Origin of the sequence: Massilia sp. CT11-108 (assembly GCF_047302915.1) — a bacterium.
Classification (GTDB): domain Bacteria; phylum Pseudomonadota; class Gammaproteobacteria; order Burkholderiales; family Burkholderiaceae_D; genus Telluria; species Telluria orientalis.
Window position 1 is genome coordinate 1 of sequence record NZ_JBKYMO010000779.1, and the last position, 1,864, is coordinate 1,864.

The following is a 1,864-nucleotide window of genomic DNA, read 5'->3' on the forward strand; positions in this document are numbered from 1 at the left end:
GTGTGGGCGGCGTCCAGCAGCGCGGCACCCACGCCGCGTCCGCGCGCCTCGGGCGCCACCCACACCTGGTAGATGCTGGCGTGCGCGCCTTCCATCTTGACCCATGCGAGGCCGGCGGGCGTCCCGTCGACTTCCACCGCGAACGGCCAGCCCTGCAGGTGCGACCCGAGCGCGGGGGCGGCCAGGCGTGCGACCCAGATGTCGTCCGTGCGTTGCGATTCCTCGGCAAAGGTGCTGCCGAATGCCTGGGGCGAGTCGGCCAGCGCGCGCAGGCGCAGGTCGCGGTAGATGGGCCAGTCGTCGGGGTGCAGGGTGCGGATGGCGGGCATGTCGGGGTCCGAAAAGAAACGGGGAAGACGATCATAATGGAAAATCGCATGAGCAAGTGCGAAAAGCGTCGTTGTCACAGTCGGTGTTTGCGCGCAGGCGCGGGATCGGTTAGCATCCGCGGGATGACTTTCCTGAACGTTCCCTACGCAGAAAAAGACGAGGCCCGCGCCCTCGGCGCACGCTGGAATTCCGGCCGCAAGCGCTGGTATGTGCCCACGGGCGTCGCCCTCGAACCCTTCCAGAAATGGCTGAAGGAGGGCGCGCCCGCTGGCCGCGCCGACTCGGCCGCGGCGAAGCGCATGGTCGGCGCCAACTACATCGAACTGGACCACGCCTGCAATCCGTTCGAGCCCTGCGCGGAGTGCGCGAAGGCGCTCGCGGGCACGCCCTGGGAGCAGGCGCGCGCGGCCCTCCTCAAGCGTTAAGGCTGCGCCAGCACGCCCAGTACCGCGAGGCTCATGGCCTGGGCCGCCGTCTTGATCGACGGCTCCGGCACGGGCTCACGACGCGATGCAAACCCGGTTGCGCCCTCCGTGCTTGGCGGCGTACAGCGCGCGGTCCGCCGATTGCACGAGCGTGTGCGCGTCCTCGCCGTGGGCCGGCCACAGTGAGACGCCGAACGACGCGGTCACCTGCGGCAGCGCGACGTCGCCGTGATGCAGGTCCAGCGCGGAGATGGTCTTGCGCAGCGTTTCGGCGCACGTGCGCGCGGCGGTCGCGTCGCATTCAGGCAGCACGAGCACCAGTTCCTCGCCGCCGTAGCGGCACGCGATGTCGCTGCGGCGCACGCCTTCGCGCAGGCAGCGCCCGACGGTGCGCAGGACGAGGTCGCCCGCTTCGTGGCCGTACGTGTCGTTCATGTGCTTGAAGTGGTCCAGGTCGATCATCACGACGGCCAGCGAAGCACGCATGCGTTCGGCGCGGAACAGTTCGCGCCGCAGCGTCTCGTCGAAATAGCGGCGGTTGTACAGGCCCGTGAGTTCGTCCACGGTGGACTGGCGCCGCAAGACCTCGCGCAGGTTGATGTTGCTGATGCCGATCGCAAGCTGCTCGCTGATGGTCGTGGCGGCCGCGAGTTCCACCGCGGTGTCCGGGCCCTGCGGCACGCTCACCGAGAGCAGGCCCAGGACCTCCCCCTGCGAAATCATCGGCACGCACAGGTCCGTGCGGCCGGGCGCGGGCGGGACGTCGCCCAAATGGGGACAGTGCATGTCGTCGCCCGTCTGGGCCGCATGGGCGTGGCCGAAGCGCAGGCCCCAGCACTGGTCCGGGCTGACGAGCTCCGGACGGTGGCCGCCGCCCCACGCCGCTGCGCGCTGCAGGTAGTCGCGCGAATTGCGGTACAGGTAGACGGTGCCGCTGCTGCCGGGCAGCACCTTGGGCAGGAAGGCCGGCAACACGTTGTGCAATTCGTCCGTACGCGTCAGGCTGTCCATCGCCTGCAGCATCCGGGCGGTGACGGTGAGGCGCTCGCTGCGGGCCTGGCTGTGGCGCGCCTGGTCGGCCTGCGCGTCGGCGAGGCGGCGCGCGTGGT

The 1,864-nt window shown here is 70.1% G+C and carries 3 protein-coding genes; 1 reads left to right on the top strand and 2 read right to left on the bottom strand.

Annotated features, from left to right (window positions below; genetic code table 11):
• On the bottom strand, positions 1 to 329 hold a 329-nt coding region (locus ACEN88_RS30585), incomplete at its 3' end, for a GNAT family N-acetyltransferase (RefSeq protein ID WP_413345774.1).
• Between the two features lie 123 nt (positions 330 to 452).
• On the opposite strand from ACEN88_RS30585, the gene ACEN88_RS30590 reads away from it, so the two are divergent.
• Positions 453 to 755 carry a DUF5710 domain-containing protein gene (locus tag ACEN88_RS30590; RefSeq protein ID WP_413345776.1) on the top strand — a complete coding sequence of 101 codons (303 nt, stop codon included), beginning with the start codon at positions 453 to 455 and terminating at the stop codon, positions 753 to 755.
• A gap of 75 nt (positions 756 to 830) precedes the next feature.
• Here ACEN88_RS30590 and ACEN88_RS30595 read toward each other — a convergent pair.
• Positions 831 to 1,864 (bottom strand): diguanylate cyclase (locus ACEN88_RS30595; protein ID WP_413345778.1); only part of this gene is annotated, 1,034 nt, incomplete at its 5' end.

Bases quoted from the DNA above. Each gene is read 5' to 3' on its own strand.
- ACEN88_RS30590 (WP_413345776.1), top strand. From the start codon at position 453: ATGACTTTCCTGAACGTTCCCTACGCAGAAAAAGACGAGGCCCGCGCC.